This is a genomic window from Nonomuraea sp. NPDC005501, from assembly GCF_040605905.1.
In the GTDB taxonomy this organism is placed as follows: Bacteria; Actinomycetota; Actinomycetes; order Streptosporangiales; family Streptosporangiaceae; genus Nonomuraea.
In genome coordinates this window covers 60275-77891 of sequence record NZ_JBEXDT010000008.1, presented here as the reverse complement: position 1 = coordinate 77891, position 17617 = coordinate 60275, and the positions used below count along the sequence as shown (strand labels likewise).

Annotated in this window: 19 protein-coding genes; 12 read left to right on the top strand and 7 right to left on the bottom strand. The window is 70.6% G+C overall.

Annotated features, from left to right (window positions below; all coding sequences use genetic code 11):
- Positions 1–7 precede the first annotated feature (7 nt).
- The gene (locus ABZS51_RS07265) at positions 8–2119 is read left to right on the top strand and encodes an alpha-galactosidase (protein ID WP_355437343.1); all 2112 of its coding nucleotides are present in this window, start codon (positions 8–10) and stop codon (positions 2117–2119) included.
- Positions 2120–2207: 88 nt separating this feature from the next.
- Here ABZS51_RS07265 and ABZS51_RS07260 read toward each other — a convergent pair whose 3' ends face one another.
- Positions 2208–2855: a response regulator transcription factor gene (locus tag ABZS51_RS07260; protein ID WP_355437341.1), complete on the bottom strand. Its 648-nt coding sequence runs from the start codon at positions 2853–2855 to the stop codon at positions 2208–2210.
- A 4-nt stretch (positions 2856–2859) separates the two neighbouring features.
- Entirely contained in the window at positions 2860–3987 is a 1128-nt protein-coding gene (locus ABZS51_RS07255) for a histidine kinase (RefSeq protein ID WP_355437339.1), read from the bottom strand.
- A 131-nt stretch (positions 3988–4118) separates the two neighbouring features.
- Between ABZS51_RS07255 and ABZS51_RS07250 the strand changes: the two genes are divergently transcribed.
- The 4 genes from ABZS51_RS07250 to ABZS51_RS07235 are packed head-to-tail and all read left to right on the top strand — an operon-like array spanning position 4119 to position 7417.
- The gene (locus ABZS51_RS07250; RefSeq protein ID WP_355437337.1) at positions 4119–4832 is read left to right on the top strand and encodes an ATP-binding cassette domain-containing protein; all 714 of its coding nucleotides are present in this window, start codon (positions 4119–4121) and stop codon (positions 4830–4832) included.
- Positions 4829–5557 carry an ABC transporter permease gene (locus tag ABZS51_RS07245; RefSeq protein WP_355437335.1) on the top strand — a complete coding sequence of 243 codons (729 nt, stop codon included), beginning with the start codon at positions 4829–4831 and terminating at the stop codon, positions 5555–5557. Before ABZS51_RS07250 ends, ABZS51_RS07245 begins: the two co-directional genes overlap by 4 nt.
- Positions 5558–5567: 10 nt before the next feature.
- Complete coding sequence (locus ABZS51_RS07240; protein ID WP_355437333.1) at positions 5568–6362, top strand: DNA-formamidopyrimidine glycosylase family protein; 795 nt, start codon at positions 5568–5570, stop codon at positions 6360–6362.
- Positions 6359–7417: a spore photoproduct lyase family protein gene (locus ABZS51_RS07235; protein ID WP_355437331.1), complete on the top strand. Its 1059-nt coding sequence runs from the start codon at positions 6359–6361 to the stop codon at positions 7415–7417. Before ABZS51_RS07240 ends, ABZS51_RS07235 begins: the two co-directional genes overlap by 4 nt.
- A 31-nt stretch (positions 7418–7448) precedes the next feature.
- Here the strand turns inward: ABZS51_RS07235 and ABZS51_RS07230 are convergent, their stop codons facing one another.
- Positions 7449–7820, bottom strand: a complete 372-nt coding sequence (locus ABZS51_RS07230) for a nuclear transport factor 2 family protein (protein ID WP_355437329.1) — start codon at positions 7818–7820, stop codon at positions 7449–7451.
- A 60-nt stretch (positions 7821–7880) separates the two neighbouring features.
- Positions 7881–8594, bottom strand: a complete 714-nt coding sequence (locus tag ABZS51_RS07225) for an SDR family oxidoreductase (RefSeq protein ID WP_355437327.1) — start codon at positions 8592–8594, stop codon at positions 7881–7883.
- A 232-nt stretch (positions 8595–8826) separates the two neighbouring features.
- Between ABZS51_RS07225 and ABZS51_RS07220 the strand changes: the two genes are divergently transcribed.
- The 4 genes from ABZS51_RS07220 to ABZS51_RS07205 all read left to right on the top strand — a co-directional run bounded on the left by ABZS51_RS07220 (position 8827) and on the right by ABZS51_RS07205 (position 12524).
- On the top strand, positions 8827–9462 hold the full coding sequence (locus ABZS51_RS07220; RefSeq protein WP_355437325.1) for a TetR/AcrR family transcriptional regulator: 636 nt from the start codon (positions 8827–8829) through the stop codon (positions 9460–9462).
- A gap of 562 nt (positions 9463–10024) precedes the next feature.
- Positions 10025–10897, top strand: a complete 873-nt coding sequence (locus tag ABZS51_RS07215; RefSeq protein WP_355437441.1) for an aldo/keto reductase — start codon at positions 10025–10027, stop codon at positions 10895–10897.
- Positions 10898–11018: 121 nt separating this feature from the next.
- Positions 11019–11696: an isochorismatase family cysteine hydrolase gene (locus ABZS51_RS07210; RefSeq protein ID WP_355437323.1), complete on the top strand. Its 678-nt coding sequence runs from the start codon at positions 11019–11021 to the stop codon at positions 11694–11696.
- Between the two features lie 216 nt (positions 11697–11912).
- Positions 11913–12524 carry a VOC family protein gene (locus tag ABZS51_RS07205; RefSeq protein ID WP_355437321.1) on the top strand — a complete coding sequence of 204 codons (612 nt, stop codon included), beginning with the start codon at positions 11913–11915 and terminating at the stop codon, positions 12522–12524.
- 315 nt (positions 12525–12839) lie between these two features.
- Here the strand turns inward: ABZS51_RS07205 and ABZS51_RS07200 are convergent, their stop codons facing one another.
- The gene (locus tag ABZS51_RS07200; RefSeq protein WP_355437319.1) at positions 12840–13304 is read right to left on the bottom strand and encodes a MarR family transcriptional regulator; all 465 of its coding nucleotides are present in this window, start codon (positions 13302–13304) and stop codon (positions 12840–12842) included.
- Positions 13305–13334: 30 nt separating this feature from the next.
- Between ABZS51_RS07200 and ABZS51_RS07195 the strand changes: the two genes are divergently transcribed.
- On the top strand, positions 13335–14441 hold the full coding sequence (locus tag ABZS51_RS07195; protein ID WP_355437317.1) for a bifunctional NAD(P)H-dependent oxidoreductase/GNAT family N-acetyltransferase: 1107 nt from the start codon (positions 13335–13337) through the stop codon (positions 14439–14441).
- A 93-nt stretch (positions 14442–14534) separates the two neighbouring features.
- Here the strand turns inward: ABZS51_RS07195 and ABZS51_RS07190 are convergent, their stop codons facing one another.
- A complete protein-coding gene (locus ABZS51_RS07190; RefSeq protein ID WP_355437315.1) occupies positions 14535–15110 on the bottom strand; it encodes a helix-turn-helix domain-containing protein in 576 nt (191 codons plus the stop codon).
- Positions 15111–15265: 155 nt separating this feature from the next.
- Between ABZS51_RS07190 and ABZS51_RS07185 the strand changes: the two genes are divergently transcribed.
- Entirely contained in the window at positions 15266–16087 is an 822-nt protein-coding gene (locus ABZS51_RS07185) for an SDR family oxidoreductase (protein WP_355437313.1), read from the top strand.
- Positions 16084–17010 (top strand): DMT family transporter, encoded by a 927-nt coding sequence (locus tag ABZS51_RS07180; protein ID WP_355437311.1) that lies wholly within the window; start codon positions 16084–16086, stop codon positions 17008–17010. Before ABZS51_RS07185 ends, ABZS51_RS07180 begins: the two co-directional genes overlap by 4 nt.
- Before the next feature lie 24 nt (positions 17011–17034).
- Here the strand turns inward: ABZS51_RS07180 and ABZS51_RS07175 are convergent, their stop codons facing one another.
- Entirely contained in the window at positions 17035–17610 is a 576-nt protein-coding gene (locus ABZS51_RS07175; protein ID WP_355437309.1) for a TetR/AcrR family transcriptional regulator, read from the bottom strand.
- Between the last annotated feature and the right edge of the window lie 7 nt (positions 17611–17617).

Sequence of the window (17617 nt, the reverse complement as noted above, 5' to 3'; positions counted from 1 at the left end):
GCCGTCCATGGAGATTCTGCACTTCAGAGCCGCCGGCGTGTCCGTGGTGATCGAGTGCCCGCCCGATGCCCTGCCCGCGATCCTGCACTGGGGTCCGGACCTGGGCCCGCTCGAGGACGCGGCACTGGCCCACCTGGCGGCCGATCTCCGTCCGCGGCTCGACGCCGGCGTCGACGTGCCGGTACGGGTCCCGCTGGTGCCCGAGGCGCGTACCGGCTGGATGGGCCTCCCCGGCCTGTCCGGGCATCACCTGGGACAGAACTGGTCCCCCGCCTTCACCAGCGTCGTCTACCGGCGGACCGGGCGGACCCTCACCGCCACCGCCAGGGACGAGCACGCCCTCCTCTGCCTCACGATCGTCATCGAACTCGGCGACTCGGGCCTCCTGCGGGCCCGCGCGGACCTGCGCAACCAGTCCGAGTCCCCCTACAACCTGGACACGCTCAACCTCGCCTTCCCCGTACCCGGCACCCCCACGGACCTGTTCGACCAGGCCGGGCGGTGGGCCAAGGAACGCATCCCGCAGCGCCGCTCCCTCACCACCGGCATCCACCTGCGCGAGAACCGCCGCGGCAGGACCGGCCCCGACGCCGCCACCGTCCTGTTCGCGGGCACCTCCGACCTCGGCTTCCGGCGCGGCGAGGCCTGGGGCCTGCACGTCGGCTTCAGCGGCAACCACCGCCACTACGCCGAGCGCACCTCCAGCGGCCGGACCATGCTGGGCGGCGGCGAGCTGCTGCTGCCCGGCGAGATCATCCTGGCGCCGGGTGAGAGCTACGAAAGCCCCTGGCTCTACGCCACCTACGGGCGCGGCCTGGACGCCGCGGCCCGCCGCTTCCATGAGCATCTGCGCGCCAGGCCCGCGCACCCGTCCGGGCCCAGGCCCGTGATGCTCAACACGTGGGAGGCCGTCTATTTCGAGCACGACCTCGACCGCCTGCTGGAGCTGGCCGGCCGGGCCGCCAGGGTCGGGGTCGAGCGGTTCGTGCTGGACGACGGCTGGTTCCACGGCCGCCGCGACGCCCGGGCCGGGCTCGGCGACTGGACCGTGGACGCCGCCGTCTGGCCGGACGGGCTGACGCCGCTGGTCAAGCGGGTCAGGGAGCTCGGCATGCAGTTCGGGCTCTGGTTCGAGCCAGAGATGATCAACCCGGACTCCGACCTGGCCCGTGCCCACCCCGGCTGGATCATGCAGACCGGCGACCGCCTGCCGCCGCTCGCCCGCGATCAGCAGGTGCTGGACCTGACCAACCCCGAGGCGTACGCGTACGTCAGGACGCGGCTGCTCGCCTTGATCGGCGAGTACGACCTCGACTTCATCAAGTGGGACCACAACCGCGATCTCGTGGACGCGGGCTCCCCGGCGAGAGGCGGCCGGGCCTCCGTCCACGCCCAGACGCACGCCGTCTACCGGCTGCTCGACGAGATCAGGGCCGAGCACCCGCGCCTGGAGATCGAGTCCTGCTCGGGCGGCGGCGGCCGGGTGGACCTCGGCATCCTGGAGCGGACCGACCGCGTCTGGGCCAGCGACTGCATCGACCCGGCCGAACGCCGGCAGATCATGCGCTGGACCGGGCAACTGCTGCCGCCCGAGCTGATCGGCAGCCACATCGGCGCCGGCCGCTCCCACACCACCGGCCGCCGCCACGATCTCGCCTTCCGGGCCGCCACCGCGTTCTTCGGTCACTACGGGATCGAATGGGACCTCACCACGCTCACCGACGGCGAGCTGGACGACCTGGCCTCGTGGGTCGCCCTGCACAAACGGCACCGCCACCTGCTGCACACGGGCGTGGTGGTCCGCGTGGACGACGCCCCCGAGAGCGTGCAGGCCCATGGCGTCGTCGCCGCCGACGCCTCCGAGGCCGTCTATGAGATCGCCATGCTGGACCGCCCGTCCACCTGGCCGCCGGGCCGGCTCCGGCTGCCCGGGCTCGACCCGGCGACCGTCTACTCGGTCCGCCCGCTCATGCCCGTGGCCTCGCACGGGACCGCCCCGGCCTGGACGACCGGCGACTTCGCCCTGGCCGGCTCCGCGCTGGCCGGCTCGGGCATCGCCGTGCCGCCGCTGTTCCCCGACGAATCCGTGCTGGTCCACGTCGTCGCCAGGAGCCGCTGATCAGGTCGCAGGCGATCCGAGCCGCCCGGGCGTGCGAGCACGACGCCCGCCCGGCTGCCGAGGTGGTGTCTCGCCGTCGCCCTCCTGCTCAGAGGAGGCCGGCATCGCGGACTTTCATCGCGACCTGGACGCGGTTGTCGGTGCCGAGCTTGGCGAAGATACGGGTGATGTTGGCCTTGACCGTGGCGACGCTCATGTAGAGCTGCTGCGCGATCTCGGTGTTGGAACGGCCCTTCGCCACCTCGACGGCGACCTGCCGTTCGCGGTCGGTCAACGTGGCCAGCTCGCGCTGGGCCTCCTCGCGGCGCGGCTCGTGACCCCCGGTGGCGGCGGCGATCACCTGGTGGGTGACACTCGGCGACAGCACCGGCTCGCCGGCGGCCACGGCGCGGACCGCCGCGACCATCCTGGCCGGCGGGGTGTCCTTGAGCAGGAACCCGGCGGCACCGATGCGAAGCGCCCGCAGCACCATGTCGTCGGCGTCGAAGGCGGTCAGCACGAGGATCCGCGGCGGCTCCGGCCAGGACAACAGCGTCTCGGTCGTGGCCAGGCCGTCCTGGCCCGGCATACGGATGTCCATCAGCACGACGTCGGGCCGCAGCTCGCGGAGCACGCCGGTCGCCTCACGGCCGTCGCCCGCCTCGCCGATGATCTCCATGTCGGACTCGCCGCCCAGGATGAGGCGCAGGCCCGTCCGCACCATCGGGTCGTCGTCGACGATCACCACTCGGATCACGGGGTCAAGCCTTCCACGGCAGCTGGACGTCGAGGACGAAGCGCCTGTCGTGGTGGGCGTGCGCCATCGTGCCGCCCGCCATCCGGACCCGTTCGCCCAGGCCCACCAGGCCGAGCCGGCCACCGGGACCGGCGGACGCGCCGTAGGGCGTCGGGTTGGTCACGCGGATACGCAGCGCGTCGCCCGGCCGTCCGTCGAGCTCGACCACCACGCTGCTCCCTGGCGCGTGCTTGCGCGCGTTGGTGAGCGCCTCCTGCACAACCCGGTACGCGTTGCGCCCGGTCTGCGTGGGCAACAGGTCGCGCTGCTCGACGGTGTCGGCCACGACGACCTTCTGCCCGGCGGCCCGTACCTCGTGGAACAGCTCCCGCAGATCGGCCAGGGTCGGCTGCGGCGGCGCGGTGGCGCCGTCGGAGCGCAGGGTGCCGAGCACGGTGCGAAGCTCGTTCAGCGACTGGTGGGCGTTCTGCTGGATGGCCTGCGCGGTCTGCCGGGTCTGCTCGGGGTCGAGGTCGGTGCGGTAGGCCAGGCCGCCGGCGAGCATCGCCAGCAGCGACATGCGATGGGCCAGGGCGTCGTGCATCTCCTGGGCGATCTTCATGCGTTCGGCCAGCTTGGCCTGCGCGATGCGCTGCTGCTCCGCCAGTTCGGCGGCCAGGTCCGCGTCGCGCAAGGAACGCAGGTAGAGGCCGAAGACGGTCAGCCCGCCGAGGATCGCGGTGCTCGTCGTCAGGCTGATCACGGCGTGCTGCGCTGTGCCGCCCACCACCGATTGAAGACACATGCACGTCCAGAGCAGGACCGCGAGCGGGATGATCTGCCGCCGGCGGCGGTGCGTGCACAGGGACACGTACGCCACCAGAGCCGGGCCGGTCGCCATGCTGGACAGGGCGGTCAGCAGCGCGGTCACCGCGGCGATCTGCCACGGCCACCGGTGTCGCCACCGCAGGAGGACCAGCCCCAGCACGCTCGGCCCCGCGTCGAGCAGGGCGCGCGGCAGCCGCTCCGGATCCTTCATGACGACCCAGACCCAGATCGCGCCGAAGAAGAGCATCGGCACCAAGGCCGCGAGATAGCGCAGCGCGCTGCCCCACCGGTCGAGGGGCGGTCGATGGTCGGGGCAGTCGTGCACGCACCCAAGCCTAGGAAGGCCGCGGCAGTGCCCCTAGCGACCCGGGTCGATCGCCGTACCACCCTGGGTCTATCCGATCGTCGCCCTGCCTCCGATGAGGCAGCCGCCCTTCTCGCGATGCACTTGGTCACGTGATCGAGTTCAACCATGTCACCAAGAGCTACAAGGACGTGAAGGCGCTCGACGACGTGTCCTTCACCGTCGAGCCGGGCAGCGTCACGGGATTCGTCGGTCCCAACGGCGCGGGCAAGTCCACCGCGCTGCGCATCCTGGTGGGGCTCGGCCGGGCCACCTCCGGGTCGGCCACCGTGTCCGGGCTCCCCTACCACCAGCTGGAGCGTCCCGCCCGCCAGGTCGGCACGCTGCTCGACGCCGGCGCCCTGCACCCGGGCCGCAGCGGGCGCGAGACCCTGACTCTCGGCGCCATCGCGCTGGGGCTGCCCCGGTCGCGCGTCGGCGAGATGCTCGACCTGGTCGGCCTGACCCGCGCGGAGGCACGGCGCGCCGTCGGCTCCTACTCCCTCGGCATGCGACAGCGGCTCGGCATCGCGCACGCGCTGCTCGGCAAGCCCGGCGCGCTCGTCCTGGACGAGCCGGTCAACGGCCTCGACCCGCAGGGCATCCACTGGATGCGCGCGCTGCTGCGCGACCTGGCCGACGCGGGCTGCGCCGTCCTGCTCAGCTCCCACCTCCTGCACGAGGTGGAGCAGGTGGCCGACCACATCGTGGTGATCGGCCGCGGCCGGGTCCTCCTCCAGGGCACCGTCGCCGAGCTCAACCGCGGCCGCGGCCTGGAACAGACCTTCCTCGAGTTGACCGCGAACGCCGATCGGAGCCTGGCATGACCGTCCCCTTCCACCGCCTGCTGGCCGTCGAGACCCGCAAGCTCTTCGACACTCGCAGCGCCGTCATCCTGACCGCGGTCCTGCTCTGCCTGACGGTCGCGGCGATCGCCGGGCGCGGCCTGTACGCCGGCCCCGATCTGCGACGGCTGATCTGGACGGCCGGCATCGGCTACACCACCCTCCTGCCGGTGCTCGGGATCCTGACGGTGACGAACGAGTGGAGCCACCGCACGGCACTCACGACCTTCGCCCTCGAACCCCGCCGACGGCGGGTGATCGCCGCCAAGGTGGTCCCGCCGGCACTCGCCGCCGTGGTGGCCAGCCTGCTCGCGATGCTCGTCGCGGTTCCGGCGACCGCGCTGACCAGCGCCGTGCAGCACGTCCCGGCCCACTGGAACGCCACGCCCACGACGATGGCCGGCTGGACGGCCGCCAACGTGCTCTTCACCCTGATGGGGGTGGCCCTGGGCACGCTGCTGCTCAACGCCCCGGCCGCGATCGTCGTCTACCTGGCGAGCACCGGCGTGTGGAACGCCGTCGCCATGCTCGGAAGCGCCGGCGAGACGCTCGCGCAATGGCTCGACCTCAACAGGACCATCGCGCCGCTCGCCACCGGCGACTGGGCGGACATCTCCCCCGCCCGCCTCGCCGCCTCGGCCGCCGTGTGGATCGTCCTTCTTCTGCTGCTCGGCACTGCCCGTGTGTCGCGCAAGGAAGTGAAATGACAGCACATCAATGATGAGGGCACCTCCCGGCTCACGGGGTACGTCCCCGGGCATGCCGGAAGGACATCTCATTCACCGTCACGCCGCTGAACAGCGGGCGGACCTGGCCGGGCGAGCGGTGCGCGTGTCAGGGCCGCAGGGGCGGTTCGACGCGCGGCCGTGGGACGGGCGGATGCTGACGGAAGTGGAGGCGGTCGGCAAGCACCTGCTGTACCACTTCGAGGACACCCCCACCGTGCACGTGCACCTGGGCATGCGGGGGATCTTCCTGCGGTACGACGGTCCGGGCACATCGCCGCGGCCCGGGACGCGGTTGCGGTTGGCCACCGACGAGGTGGCCTACGACCTCATCGCCCCGTCCCGCTGTGAGGCGTTGGCGGCGGCGCAGGTGGCGGCGCTGCGGGGCTCGCTCGGGCCTGATCCGTTGCGCGCGGACGCCGTTCCGGAGCAGGCCGTGGCCCGGTTGACGGCCTTCACCGGGCCGGTGGGCGCGGCCGTGCTCGACCAGAAGGTGTGGTCAGGGATCGGGAACGCGTGGCGGGCCGAGTTGCTCTTCCTCGCCGGTCTGCACCCGAACGCCCGCGGCGTCTCCCCGGAAGCCGCCGGGCGGCTCTGGGACACCGCGGTCACGTACCTCGCTCTCGGCCGGGACGCCGGGCAGGTGGTGAGCGACCCGGACGCGCCTTCGGAGCGCTGGGTGTACCGGCGCGAGCACTGTCGCAGGTGCGGCGCACCCGTCCTGACCTGGCAACTCGCTTCCAGGACCGCATATTCTTGTCCCATGGAACAGCAGGAGTGCCGTTGACCGGCCTCCTCGACATCCGGCGTGTCTACGTCGAGCCCGAGGCGGCCGTCCTGCCGCGTGGGCGGGAGGTCCTCGCTCGATTCCCCGGCGCCGAGGTCGTCGAAGTGGAGAGCCACCACCGCATCCCGCAGTTGTACGGCGACGAGGCGAACGTGGCCCGCTGGGTGCGGATCAAGACCGAGGCGCTCGTGCTCGGCGTCAAGAAGTCGCTGACCGCCCGCCCCAACGGCCGTTCGGCCGACTTCATCGCGCCGTCCACGGCCAACGGCTGCGCGATGGCGTGCGCCTACTGCTATGTGCCGCGCCGCAAGGGCTACAGCAACCCCATCACGGTGTTCGCCAACATCGACAAGATCGCCGGCTATCTGCGGCGGCATGCCGGTCGCCAGGGCGACAAGCCCGAGCCCGATCAGGTCGATCCCCGTCTGTGGGTGTACGACATCGGCGAGAACTCCGACTGCTCGGTCGACGCCATGATCTCCGAGAACGTACGGGACCTGGTGGAGCTTTTCCGTGACCTGCCGAACGCCAAGGCCAGCTTCGCCACCAAGTACGTCAACCGCGACCTGCTCGACTGGGACCCGCGGGGGCACACGCGCATCCGCTTCAGCCTCATGCCCGCCGCCGACTCCAAGCTGCTGGACATCCGCACCTCCCCCATCGCCGAACGCATCGACGCGATCAACGACTTCGTGGCGGCCGGTTACGAGGTCCACGTCAACCTGAGCCCGGTGGTGGTCCGGGACGGCTGGCTGGAGGACTGGGCCGAGCTGCTGGACCGGCTCGACGACTCGGTGTCTCCCGAGGCCCGTGCCCAGCTCGCCGCCGAGGTGATCTTCCTGACCCACAACGACCGGCTCCATCAGGTCAACCTGGGCTGGCATCCCAAGGCGGAGGAGGTGCTGTGGCAGCCGGAGCTCCAGCAGGCCAAGCGCTCCGAGACGGGCGGCTGGAACGTCCGCTACCGCAACGGTCACAAAGGGCGCTATGTCACCGCCCTCACCGACCTGCTCGCCGCCAAGCTCCCCTACTGCCGCATTCGCTACGCCTTCTGAGAGCCAGCGCAACGCACACAGGTGTCGTTCCTCAGTCGAGCCGGGAGACCTGGTAATGGGTGATGAGCCAGCCCTCCCCGATCCGCCGCACCAGCACGCTGAGGTAGACGTGGAGGGTGGGGCGGTCCCGGAAGGAGAAGTCGACGGCCAGGTAACCGAGGACGAGGTCGTCAGCGGGGGCCCTGGTCTCCAGGATGCGGTACGCGGCCGTCAAGCCGGGTGGCTGGGAGGCATAGTAAGCGGCGATGCCCGGCCGCCCGACGTTGTAGGGGTGCAGCCCCTGGAAGATCGCGTCCTCGGTGAACAGGGCCGCGACCTGCTGGGGTTCGTGCGCGTCGATGCCGGCCTTCCACCGGTCGAGGATGTCGCGGAGGACCGTTTCCCGGTCCTTGTCACTGGTCATCAGGCTTCTCCTGTCGCTGGAACGGAACTCACATGGTTGGGCTCGGCGAGTGGTCCCCGGTCAGTGGCCGGCGCTCATGCCGCCGTCCACGTGGAGGATTTCGCCGGTGACAAAGGGGGCGTTCTCCAGGAAGACGACCGCGTCCACGATGTCCTTCGTCTCACCCATCCGGCCTGCCGGGTGCAGCGCCGCGAGGGCCTCGTGGGTCTCCTGTGCATGCATGGGGGTTTTGATGGTCCCCGGTGAGACGGCGTTGACGCGGATGCCGCGCGTGGCGTACTCGATGGCGAGGGACTTGGTGGCGGCCTGCAGGCCGCCCTTGGTCAGCGAGGCCAGCACGGACGGGACCCGGGAGTCGGGGTTGTCGACCAGGCTGGTGGTGATGCTGACGACGTGGCCGCCGCCCTGGGTGAGCATGCGCGCGATGGCGAGCTGGGTGAGGTGGAAGAAGCCGTCGAGGTTCACGCCGGTCACCACGGCGTAATCGTCGAGGGTGTAGTCGGTGAACGGCTTGGCGACGAAGATGCCCGCGTTGTTGACCAGGGTGTCCACCCGGCCGAATCGCTCGACGGCCGCGGCTGTCGCACGCTCGGCGGTGACACGGTCGGCGATGTCGCCCTGGACGGTGACGACGCCGGGGTCGTCCGAGGGAGCGATGGTGCGGGAGACAGCAACGACGGCGTAGCCCAGGTGGCGATATGCCTCGACGATGCCGGCCCCGATGCCCTGCGACGCACCGGTGATGATCGCGACCTTCTGACCGTGGTTGTTCATGATGACCTTCTCTGGTGGTCGAGGATGCTTCCGGACGAACTAGCCGACCGGTCGTCTATGACGGTAGACGACCGGTCTACAATCGTCAAAGTGAGCCGGCGCACATCCGTCCAGGGAGTGGCCCCAGCCTTTCGGTCGCATGCGACGAACCTTTTGACCTGCACCTCTCCACCATCGATGGTAATAGGCGACCGGTCTAGTAAAAGTAGATGACCGGTCGTACACTAGTAATGTGGGACGAACGAGTGACGCCAAGGAGAGAATCCTCAGCGCCGCGCAGATGCTCATCGAGCTGCGTGGCTACTCCGCGTTGGGTGTGGCCGAGATCTGCAAGGCGGCGGGCGTGCCGAAGGGTAGCTTCTACTACTTCTTCAGCTCCAAGGAGGACCTCGCCCTGGCCGTCATCGACGAGCACTGGGCCGCCCAGCGCAGCAACTGGGACCGTATCCTGCGCAGCGATGACCCGCCGCTCCAGCGCCTTCGGCAGCTGTTCGAGGCGACCCAGGCCGACCAGCGCGCCGGGCAGCAAAGCTGCGGCACCGTCTCGGGCTGTCTCTTCGGCAACCTGACCCTGGAGATGAGCAACCAGACAGAAGCCCTCCGTGTACGCCTGCAGCAGATCTTCGACGCGCAGGTCGACATGGTCGACAAGGTCATCGCTGAAGCCCGGGAGCGCGACGAGGTCATCGTCGCCGACACCCACGAGGCGGCACGATCCGTCGTCGCCCAGCTTGAGGGCCAAGTGCTCTTCGCCAAGCTCTACAACAACACCCAACGCCTCGACGCTCTGTGGACCAACTGCCTGGCCATTCTCGGCGCCACCGCATCCGTCGGCGGTCAGGAGGCGCCGGTGACCCCGGCGCGGTGAAGAACCTGCACCCGCCGAGGAGCACGCCTCCTCAGCGGGGTCGTTGAGGAGACGTTCGACCTGTTCGGAGTCCAGGGTCGCCATCGCTGCGCCGTTCGCGGCGACCAGGATGTCCAGTGGCTCGACGCCCTGCCGGAGCACGCCGTCCCGAACCCCCGCCTCGCCCTCCCCAGGCAAGAAGCTCCGAGCTGCGGGCTGCCATCCCGGGAGTTCCCGGCCGCAGCACGGGCTTCACGGCGACCATCATCACGCCCGAGAGCTCACGAGTCAGCGCCACGCCAAGGTTGTGACACAGGCACTCAGCCGGCCGATCAGGACAGGGCGGCGCCTGAACGCACAGGGACTTGGAGATACGGCTTTGCCCCGCGTTGAGGTAGGGCGCAGGCCCACCGGGCAGGCTGCGGGGGTGCACGGGGTCGATGCATGGCAGGGGGTCCCGGTCGCCGGCAGCGGATACGCCGGTGGCGCTTGCCCTGACCGTTCGCGGCGACACCGCAGGCGGTGGCCGCTGGTCCTCCGCCACCTGGCACGCCCAGCGGCAAACAGCGAAAGGAACACCGTGATGACTTCTGTGAGGGCCGACGCGTCCGGCCGATTCATGATCGGCGATGCTCTCCCCGTCAACCGCCTCGGCTACGGAACCATGCAGCTGACCGGCCCCGGCGTATGGGGACCTCCGGCCGATCCGGACGGGGCTGTGCGGGTGCTGCGCCGGGCGGCGGAACTCGGTGTGACTCTCTTCGACACCGCCGACTCCTACGGCCCGTTGGTCGCCGAGCCGCTGCTCCGCCGCGCCCTCGCCCCGTACGGCGAGGACATCGTCATCGCCACCAAGGCCGGGCTCACCCGGCAGGGCCCCGACAAGTGGACACCTGTCGGTAGGCCGGCCTATTTGCGCCAGCAGTGCGAGATGAGCCTGCGCATCCTCGGAGTCGACCACATCGCGCTGTTCCAGCTGCACCGCGTCGATCCAGAAGTGCCCCTGGAAGACCAGGTCGGCGAGCTGAAAGCGCTGAAGGACGAAGGGAAGATCGCGCACATCGGCCTGTCGGAGGTGAGCATCGACCAGATCGAACAGGCCCGCGCCATCGCCCCGATCGCTTCCGTGCAGAACCTGTACAACCTGGCCAACCGCACGGCCGAGAACGTGCTCGAGTACTGCGAAGACCATCACATCGCCTTCATCCCGTGGTTCCCGCTGGCCACCGGCGGCCTGGTGAAGTCCGGCGGACCGTTCGAGGAAGTCGCCTCCCGGCTGTCGGCCACGCCGTCACAGCTCGCGCTCGCGTGGCTGCTCCACCGCTCACCGGTCATGCTGCCCATTCCTGGCACCTCGTCGGTGGAGCATCTCGAGGAGAACGTGGCAGCTGCCGGCCTCCAGCTGACCGATGAGGATGTCGCCGAGATGACCGCGGCCGTCACGTCGCCGAGCTGACCCCTGGCGGCATAGAGATCATGCGCAGGGTGGTATGTGACCAGGCATTTCTTGACTCTGTGGATGGTAAGAACAAGCTTGTCAGCCATAGTTCTCACTGTCCGAGGCAAGGGGCAGAGCCATGTCTCAGGCGTATGACCCCCGCCACACGGCGGTTCTGCTGGTCGACCCTTACAACGACTTCCTGTCTGAGGGCGGCAAGGTCTGGCCGCGCGTGGAGTCCGTAGCGCAGCAGGTCGGGCTGCTGGATCACCTGCGCTCTGTGATCGCGTCCGCCCGGGAGACCGGCATACGGGTGGTGATCGTTCCGCATCGGCGCTGGGAGCCTGGTGACTACGAGACATGGGATCACCCCAACCCCACACAACGCGCCATCATGCAGCGGCACAGCTTCGCCCGCGGGACCTGGGGCGGGGAGTTCCACCCCCACTTCCAGCCGCAGCCCGGCGACGTCGTGGCCCGGGAGCACTGGGCGCAGAGCGGGTTCGCCAATACCGACCTTGACTTCCAGCTCAAGCAGCACGGCATCACCCATGTCGTGCTCGTCGGCCTGCTGGCGAACACCTGCATCGAGTCCACCGGCCGCTTCGCCATGGAACTCGGCTACCACGTCACGCTCGTGCGTGACGCCACCGCGGCGTTCCTCCCCGAGATGATGCACGCCGCGCACGAGCTGAACGGCCCCACCTTCGCCCACGCCATCATCACTACCAGGGAGCTCACCTCCGCATTCGAGGAAGCGGCCCCGTCCGTGCCGCGGACGCCGCCACAAGCGCAAGCGGGAAGCTTCGATGAGTGAGCGCCGCCACATCCGCCGTCCGACGCCCCGCCGGAACAGGTCGTCCCTGCTCAGCTGTCAGCCCTGTTGAGGATCGCACCTACGGGCCTCGGTGCTCGCGAGCGACGCATCCTGTCTTGGACGGCCACGGAGTTTCCCCGGGGCGACCCCAGGGCAGGATGCACGAATCTCATCATGTCGGCCTTGCTATGAGCACAGGGGGCGCAGGTCATGGACATGAAACTCGAAGTCGTCGTGGTGCCGGTCGCCGATGTCGACCGGGCCAGGGACTTCTACACGGGGCTCGGCTGGCGGCTCGACGCCGACATCTCCACCGGCGAGGACTTCCGGGTGGTGCAGGTCACTCCGCCCGGCTCCCCGGCCTCGATCATCTTCGGCACGTCGGTCACGTCCCAGACACCGGGCTCGGCCCAGGGCATCCATTTGATCGTGGACGACATCGACGCCGCCCACGCGGAGCTCAAGCGGCTCGGTGCCGAGCCGAGCGAGGTGTTCCACGACGCCGGCGGCGTCTTCCACCACGCGGGTGCCGACGCCCGGGTGCCCGGCCCGGATCCGCAGCGTACGAGCTACGGCTCGTTCCTGTCGTTCAGCGACCCGGACGGCAACGGCTGGATCCTGCAGGAGGTCACCGCCCGGCTCCCCGGACGGGTGGACCCATCGATCACCAGCTTCGCCTCGACGGCGGACCTCGCGGCGGCGCTGCGCCGCGCCGCTGCCGCGCACGGCGAGCACGAGGCGCGCACCGGCGCCGAGGACCCGAACTGGCCGGACTGGTACGCCGACTACATGGTGCGCGAACAGGCCGGAGGCGAACCGCCGTCATGAGCGCGGCCACCTACCGCGCCATCACGGTCACACCGGCCGGCGATCGGTACGAGCCGGCTCGACCAGCCCTTCACCGGCTGGTCCATCCGCGAACTGCTCGACCACCCGCGCCGGCGTGACGCCCACGCCCGCCACACGTGCCGGCCGCCCAGCGCCGCGAGCGCGCCCGCGTCCGAAGCGAGAAGGGCATTCGCTGGGGCCGCCGGGCCCTGGTCTTGCAGCCTGAAATCCTCCTGCTCACAGCACTGGGGACGCCGCTTCGGCTGTCGCCGTACGAGCCGGTGCACTGATGGGGCTCGGTTCATCCGGTGATGCTCATGCGGGTTCTTCCAGTTTGCGGGCGATGCTTTCCAGGGCGGACAGGTCCGCGGGCGAGAGCCGGTCGATGACGTGGCGGCGGACCGATTCCAGGTGGGCCGGGGCGGCGTCCTCGAGCGCCTCCAGGCCCTGCTCGGTGAGGACGAGATAACAGCCCCGGCCGTCGTCCGGGTCGGGCTCGCGCCGTACGAGACCGCGGGTCTCCATGCGGCTGGCGTGCCGCGACAGGCGGCTGCGCGACCAGCCCATCTTGGCGGCCTGCTCGCGCAGCGTGCTGGCGCGGCCCGGGCGCTCGGAGAGCGTGCTGAGCACCTCGTAGTCGGGGTCGGACAGGCCGATCGCGGCCAGGTCTTGGGCGGTGCGCGACTGGATCGCGATCATCATCCGCCGCAGGGCGCGCCAGGCGCGTTCCTCGTCCGCGTCGAGCCAGCGCACCGTCTCGCCGGACCATGTCTTTGACATGTAAACAAGTTACCAGCTAAGTTCGTTTCCATGTCAACGAAACCTGTGCGGGTCCTTGCCCTCGTGTGCAGCACCCGTCCCGGCGCTCTCGGCCCGGTGGTGGGCCAGTGGCTGATCGACACCATCGCGCCACGGGCCGCGGAGCTGGGCGTGGAACTCGTGCCGGTGTCCCTTGGCGACCTCGCCCTGCCGTTCCTCGACGAGGAGGACGTGCCGGCCGCCGGCGTCCACCGGCACGAGCACACCAAGCGGTGGAGCGCGATGGTGGACGCGGCGGACGGCTTCATCGCGGTCACGCCCGAGTACAACTACGGCATGCCGGCGGCCTTCAAGAACGCCCTCGACTACCTGGGCCGGGAATGGGCGTGGAAGCCGATGGGGTTCGTCAGCTACGGCAACACCTCGGCGGGCACCCGGTCGGTCCAGCACGCCAAGCAGGTGGTGACCACGCTGCGACTGGTGCCGCTGGGTGCCACGGTCGCCCTGCGCATCGCCGACACGGTGGACAGCGGGCGGCTCCGCCCGGACGCCGGCCGCGGCCAGGCCGCCATCGGGGTCCTGGACGAGCTCGTCCGCCTCGCCCACGCTCTGCGGCCGATGCGCGAGCGAACCCGCTCAGGTTCGGAGGCGACGCCGCTGCCGGGGTCGTACGTGAGAGCGCTGACCCCGGACGACGCTCCGGAGGTTCTGGTGCTCCAGCGCTGCTGCTGGGTGGAGGAGGCGCTGGCGAACGACACCCTGGCCCTCTCCGCCCTGGAGGAGTCGCTGGAGCAGGTACGCGCATGGCTGGCCACCTGGCAGGCCACGGGCCTGTGGCGGGACGGCCGGCTCCTGGGCATGGTGCGCACGCGACGCGTGGACGACGACTGGCACGTGGGCCGCCTCGGCGTCGTCCCCGACCTGCGCGGCCAGGGCGTGGGGCGCTGGCTGCTGCGCGAGGCCGAAGCCGCGGTCGACGCCGGGTGCCGCCGCATCGTGCTGTCCACCGGCGCCCGGAGCCGGCACAACATCCGCCTCTACCACGCCCAGGGTTACCGCACGGAGTCGTCCGACGGCGCGACTGCCTCCCTCACCAAGCCCGTGCCCGCGGATGGCGGCGTCGGCGTTCCTGACGAGGAGCTGACAGGGGCGGGATGACGAGACCGCTGCCCCAGGCGAACCCTGCTGGAGCCGCGGTCGACCACGCCGTCGCCGAGCCGACGTGGAACGTCCGGTGCTGCCGCTCGCGGCTCAGGCGCGTGGTCCGGCGCCGTGCAGCAGGGTGTCGATGATGCGGGCGGCGAGGGCGTCCGGGTCGGCGCCGTCCGCGTTGCCGTGCAGGGATTCACCGATGAGCGCGTAGTAGACCCGGCGCACCCAGTCGAGGTCGGCCGCCTGGTCGATGAGCTTGTCGTCCTGGGCCCGCTTCAGCACGGCGGTGCAGCTGCGGGCGATGTCCTGGTGGAGGGCGGCGGCCTCGCTGCCGGGGTCTGCCGGCAGCCCCAGCGCGAACGCCCAGGCGCCCTTGATCTCGAGCACGTTGGCGGTGATCCGGTGCATCGCCACCAGCGGCGGCGCGGTGTCGGGCCGGCCGTCGTCGACCGCCTGGGCGAGCTGGCGGGCCGCGGACGAGGCCAGCGCATCGACCAGCGCCTGCCGGCTGGCGAACCGCCGGTGAATGGTCGTGCGGGCCACTCCCGCGGCTGCGGCGATCTGCTCCATGGAGGCGCCCGGCTCCTGAGCGAGCACCCGCTCGGCCGCCTCCAGGATCGCGCGCACGCTGCGCTCCGCGTCCGCCCGCAACGATCGTGCTGCCGTCTCACCCATCACGCCTCCTGTTCGACCACTTATCCAGAAACACATTACATCGTTGATGCCGTCACCCAGTTATCTGCATCAGCTCTGTTGCAAATCGAAGGTTTGCTGGTACATTCTGCTTCCAGTTGACGCCGACTCAGGTGTCACCGGCCAAGGAGAACCACGTGCACAGCACCGCCCTCATCACCGGAGCGTCGTCCGGCCTCGGCAAGGAATTCGCCACCCAGCTCGCCGCCCAGGGCCACGACGTGATCCTGGTGGCGCGCTCCGGCGACCGGCTCACCGCCCTCGCCCAGCGCCTGACCGCCGAACACGGCGTCCGCGCCCATGTGCTGGTCCAGGACCTCACCGAGCCGGACGCCGCCCGCCGCGTCGCCGACCAGCTGACCACCCGCGGTCTGGACGTCGACCTGCTGATCAACAACGCCGGCTTCGGCACCTGCGGCCGCTTCGAGGAGATACCCGCGGCCCGCGACCACGACCAGCTGATGGTCAACGTCGTCGCACTCGTCGACCTCACCCACGAGGTGCTGCCCGGCATGCTGGAGCGCGGCCGCGGCGCGATCGTCAACGTCGCCTCCAACGCCGCGTTCCAGCCCTCCCCGTACTTCGCCGTCTACGGCGCGGCCAAGACCTTCGTGCTGAACTTCGGCCTCGCCCTGCGACAGGAGTATCGCCGGCGCGGCATCCGCGTGCTCACCCTGTGCCCCGGCCCGGTCGAGACCGCCTTCTTCGAGACCATCGGCACCCGCAACGCGGCCGTCACCGGCTCCATGACCACCCCCGAGCCCGTCGTCCGCGCAGCCCTGCGCGCGCTGGAGCGAGACCGCGGCTACGTCGCCCCCGGATTCAGCAACGCCCTCACCGCGCACCTGACCCCCCGCCGCCCCCGGACCCTGGTCGCCGCCATCGCCGAACGCATCACCCGCAAGGTCCTCACCCCCTCGGCTGCCGCCCCTTCGACCGTGGTGAAGCACGTCGCATGAGACCCTCCGCCGCCCCCGTCGGCGCGGCCTCGGCGATGCTGCTCGTCGGCACCTCCACCGCGGTCTCCGCCACCATCGCCGACTACCCGGTCTTCACCGGCCAGGCCCTGCGCTATGCCATCGCCGCGGCCATCCTGCTCGCCGTCGTAGGCCATCAGCGCCTGCCCCGCGTCCGCCTGACCGCACGTGACATGCTGCTCCTGATCGCGCTGGCCGCCACCGGCCTGGCCGGTTTCAACCTCTTCCTCGTCGAAGCCACCCGGCACGCCGGCCCCGCCATGATCGGCACCGTGGTCGGAGCCGTCCCCCTCGTCCTCGCCCTCGTCGGACCCCTGATGGAACGCCGGCGCCCGGCCCCCCGCACCGTCGGCGCCGCGCTCGTGGTGGCACTCGGCGCAGCCGTCGCCGCCGGCCTCGGCTCGGGCAGCCTGACGGGCCTCCTGCTGTCCTTGGGCGCGCTCGCCGGCGAGGTGGCGTTCTCCCTGCTCGCCATCCCCCTGTTGCCCAAACTCGGCCCCCTGAGGGTCGCCGCCTATCCCGCCGCCCTGTCCGTCCCCATGCTGCTGGCCGCAGGGCTCGCCCTGGACGGCACGGCCTCCCTGCGGCTGCCCACACCCGGCCAGGCAGCCGCCTTCGGCTACCTCGGCGCGATCGTCACCGCGGCCGCCTTCTTCCTCTGGTACGACGCGCTGCGCCGCCTCGGCGCCGACCGCGCGGGCCTCTTCGCCGGCCTCGTACCGGTAGGGGCGCTGCTCACCACCCTCGCGCTCGGCCTCGGCCAGGCAGGCCCCGCCGACGTCACCGGCACCCTGCTCGTCGCGGCAGGCGTCGTCCTCGGCCTGCGGCGACCGAAGGGCCGGTCACGGGATCGCCGCCGGGCCACGGACGCGGCCGAGCGAACGATCCCGGCTCCATCTCCATGAGGGCGCCCTCAACGAAAAGGGACATCAACTCGCGAAATGCCCTCTCAGCCCGGCGAAGAGGGCTTCGAGAACGCGGTCGACGTAGGCATGTGTCAGCTGTTCGTTGGTGATCAGGTATCTGAAGTACAGAGGTCCCGACAGGATCGCCATCGCCAGGTCCAGGTCGAAATCGGGTGAGATCTGCCCCTGCTCGCGCGCCCTTTCCAGCCTGGCCACGGTCTTGGCCTCCTGCGGGGCGATGAAGCGCTCGCTGAGCGCGGCGGCGACCTGGGGATCGTACTGGGCCTCGCCCACGAGCGCCCGGACCAGCGGGCCGAACGGCGGCCGGCCCAGCAGGTCGACGGCCGCGTGGATCTGCGTGCGCAGGTCGGCGACGATGTCGCCGGTGTCGGGGTAGTCCAGTCCCGATTCGTTCAACGACATGAGGGAATCGAGGAACAGGGCTCCCTTGGACGACCAGCGGCGGTAGATCGTGTGCTTGCCGACGCCGGCGCGGGCCGCCACCGCCTCGATGCTGAGTTTGGCGTAACCGATCTCCTGGCCCAGCTCCAGCGTGGTCCGCATGATCGCTACGGTCCGGTCGGCGCTCTTCTCCCTCATTTTCGCC